We start from the raw sequence: 2,854 nt of genomic DNA on the forward strand, positions 1-2,854 counted from the left end.
AATCCAAAGACACCAGCATCGTGCCGTCGTGTCGAGATAGACTGGGACGCCATGCGTCTGTAACCATTCCTTGTGTCTGGCTACGCGATCCACTGCTGACTGATAGAACAGCGGGTTCCACGCCCCGTTATCGACCTCGCGTTGTGCGCGATTCAGCGCCTGTACGTGATAGACAACCTGAGAATACAGAGGACCAGCAGGCCCCTGTTTCAGCCGCTCGACAAAGCGCCGCACCGCCTCCACATGGTTCACCCCTTTCTCGTCTTTAGGGGGATGTGAGCGTGCATAACTGAGAAACTGATTCAGGACGTCCATCACAGCTACTATCTCATTCTTATGGAAGGTGTAATTCAATGTCGCTTCGTCGCTTGTTTGCATAAATTCCTACCTTCACGCACTTCATTGTGAATCTGGCACTGAGAACATATAATATCCAATACTGAGAACATATAATATCCAATAAGGAGCATAATTACATTGTGTAAGAGAAGAGCTCGTATGTAAAGGACACGTCTTGCCCTCTTGTCTAGCAAGCGTAAAGGGAGTTTGGGAGGACAGAATATGTCACAAGAGTTTGAAAAGTATCCATCCACACCGTTAGCAAGAGAATTGAGACAATATAGAATGCTGCATAATCTAAAACAAACAGAATTAGCGGCAAATTTAAATGTAGATGTAAAAACAGTTGGGCGTTGGGAGCGGGAAGAAATTATTCTTTCCGATATAAGAGAGCTGCGACGTATCGCCAGTATGCTTGGTATTGATGCCGAACGGTTAGGGGTTGCCTCAAGCTTTTTTCTGACTGTCGAGCAGGCGGATGAGGTAATACAACATGTGTGGTTGCTGGTTAAACAATCCAGATACTTTGAAGCAAAGCCTGTCGTTGAAAAGCTCATTGGCGATCTTTCTGTACAAGTACGTTCAGGCGATCATGATATGCTTTACCGTCTGGCGAAAGCTCATCAGGCTGCTGGCCATATTACGGCGATCATGTATAGAACCAGTGAGACGAATATAGCTCTTTATCACTATCGCGAGATGGAGCTAGCAGCAAGGCAATTACAGGATCAGACGTTGCTCAATGTGGCGCTCACCTACGAGGGAGATATGTATAGAAGAAAAGGGAACTTAAGCGATGCTGTTGCCTATTTAGAGGCGGCACGTGATGAGGCTCCCGAGGCTAATAATGCTGCGAAGGGCAACGGCATCCAGCTTTTAGGGAGAGCCTATGTACAGGCCGGAAATGTAAAGGGCTTTGAACAGGCTATGGCAGAGGCAGAAGAACGAGCTGCACAGGGAACAGAAGATGAAATTGAAAATACCATCCATGGCTTATATAATCTTGGAACGGTATACGAAGATTACAATAGATCATATACGTTGCTAAATAATACAAAAAAGGCATTTGATTACCTTGAGCTTGCAGAAAAAACGCTGCCCGACACGGTACATTGGCAAACGTTGCTTAAGACCGCTCAGGCAGCCACATTAGTTCAAAGTGGAGAAATCACCGCTGGTATAGAGATTGCAATAGAAGCGGCTGAGCTCTGTAAAAAGCATGGTACCCTTCGGCTGTTGGAACGAGTGTATACAATCCAAAACATTGTAGAACGAATGACAAGGGATATCAATAGAGCAAACATGCAGCTTCGTGATGTGCTTCATGGACCGATAGAATACTTATAGGCCGGATAAAGCGGTATAGATAGGTAGATAGAAGACCTGCATATGTTGCTGAATGCTTAAAAGGAATGTATGGAACCGAAAAACGAGGTAATACGACAGCGGAGAGAGGCATTACGACATACAGCCTTATTGCCTCAAACATTAATAAGGGCAGCATAGTTGTATACCTCTTGTTTATGCTACAAAGGGGCTGGTAGGGTACCAAAGCTTACCAGTCCTTTTTGTTGCTCTCTCTTATTTTGGCGACAAGTTGATCACAAACCTGCTTCTTGACGACAAGTACATCCTCGAATGTCGCTCTTTTTATGATGAGCTATTCAATGATGAGAGAGTGTGTGTCGATATTGAACCTCTTCTAGCGCGTTCTGGATTTAGAGAAAGCTTTTCTACCTCCGTAAAAATGCAATTGAACATATTGCACCAACTTGACAGTATCCAGTCAATAACCGAACGAGCATGCAGATCATAGGAAAAAGACGATTGATATATCATCCTATTTATTATACAATATAAATGTGAAGGTGAAGTTACACTTTCTTTATCAAACAATATGTATTGTGAGATTTCTATGAAGAGGACACAGCTCACGATAGGAAGAACGTTCTCCGTCACGTTTGAGCATGGAGAAGATTTTTTCACCGCGCTGCGGCAATTCTGTGAGGAGAATCATGTACAATAAGGATACATTCCTTTTTTCATCGCTGGCCTGAGCGAAGTCGAGATTGTTGGGACATGTGAAAAAGTAAAAGAGAAGCAAGCCCCTCTGTGGACGAAGGTCTATTTGGAACATGTAGAAGCTGTGGGAGCAGGAACAATAGTACTTGATGATGAGACAGGGCAGATCTCGCCTCATATTCATATCTCGGTTGGTGAGAAGATGAATAGCGCATTGGCTCGCACCAGTCACCTTTTGAATGCGACCGTCCTGTTTCTGACAGAGATGGTCATTGTGGAAGTGCTAGACCCTCATTTTCGGCGTATCAAGAACCCTGATCTCTATCATATCAGGTTGCTCTCCTTTCAGCAGCAGGAAGCATGAACTCCAAAAGACCTATCAGATGGTCAAAGCGAGGTTGTACAGAGAACTAAAGGAGAGCCCAGCAGCAAACAAAGTTGAAGTAGCTGAATGAGGTCTGGAACTGTGGAAGTATGATCCCAAACTTGTGAG

2 protein-coding genes and 1 pseudogene are annotated in these 2,854 nt (G+C 44.5%); 2 read left to right on the forward strand and 1 reads right to left on the reverse strand.

Annotated features, from left to right (window positions below; all coding sequences use genetic code 11):
- Positions 1-378 (reverse strand): hypothetical protein (locus tag EI42_RS31630; RefSeq protein ID WP_146505492.1); only part of this gene is annotated, 378 nt, incomplete at its 3' end.
- Positions 379-561: 183 nt separating this feature from the next.
- Here EI42_RS31630 and EI42_RS31635 point away from each other — a divergent pair.
- Together EI42_RS31635 and EI42_RS34785 are read left to right on the forward strand one after the other, a co-directional pair.
- Complete coding sequence (locus EI42_RS31635) at positions 562-1,686, forward strand: helix-turn-helix domain-containing protein (RefSeq protein ID WP_111326950.1); 1,125 nt, start codon at positions 562-564, stop codon at positions 1,684-1,686.
- Positions 1,687-2,254: 568 nt separating this feature from the next.
- Positions 2,255-2,725, forward strand: a pseudogene (locus EI42_RS34785) (PPC domain-containing DNA-binding protein).
- The last annotated feature ends 129 nt before the right edge of the window (positions 2,726-2,854 follow it).

This window comes from Thermosporothrix hazakensis (genome assembly GCF_003253565.1).
In the GTDB taxonomy this organism is placed as follows: domain Bacteria; phylum Chloroflexota; class Ktedonobacteria; order Ktedonobacterales; family Ktedonobacteraceae; genus Thermosporothrix; species Thermosporothrix hazakensis.